Genomic DNA, 557 nt, shown 5'->3' with positions numbered 1-557 from the left:
TTCGGCACGTACTGGTACTGATTCAACCCACCGGCCAGCTTCACCGGATCCGGGGTCAGATACCTTCCCAACCTCGGGTCGTAATACCGGTGGCGGTTGTAATGCAGCCCGCTTTCCGCATCGAAGTACTGCCCCTGAAAGCGCAGCGGCTGGTCCAGGTATTCTTCGCCGGCCAGGGTCACCGCGGCGACTTTGCCGTAGGCGTCGTATTGCGCGGACCAGACGATTTCGCCGCTGTAATCGGTGAGTTCCTGCGGGGTGCCGAGGTGGTCGAGTTGGTAGTAGAACGGGCAGGCTTTTTTCGGGCCTTTGCCGTCGAGCAGGGCCAAGGGGCGGAAGGTGCCGGGTTCGTAGACGAAGCTGCGGTATTGGGTTGGGCTGCTTTCGGCGACGAGGTGGTCGCCTTGCCAGAAGAATTCGGTGACGGCGCCGTCGACGGTTTTACCGATGCGGCGGCCGAAGGCGTCGTATTGGTAACTGGCAGTTTGGCCGTCGGGGCGGGTCAGGCCGATCAGGCGGTGCTGGCAGTCGTAGCGGTATTCGGTGACGAGGGTCTG

The 557-nt window shown here is 62.5% G+C and carries 1 protein-coding gene; it reads right to left on the bottom strand.

The window, feature by feature from the left end:
* Positions 1 to 557 (bottom strand): RHS repeat-associated core domain-containing protein (locus HU765_RS26605; protein WP_186624084.1); only part of this gene is annotated, 557 nt, incomplete at both ends.

The organism is Pseudomonas sp. SWRI81 (genome assembly GCF_014268545.1).
Lineage (GTDB): Bacteria > Pseudomonadota > Gammaproteobacteria > Pseudomonadales > Pseudomonadaceae > Aquipseudomonas > Aquipseudomonas hamedanensis.
Note: the sequence above shows the minus strand (reverse complement) of the source record. Positions and strands in the feature narration are given on the sequence as shown.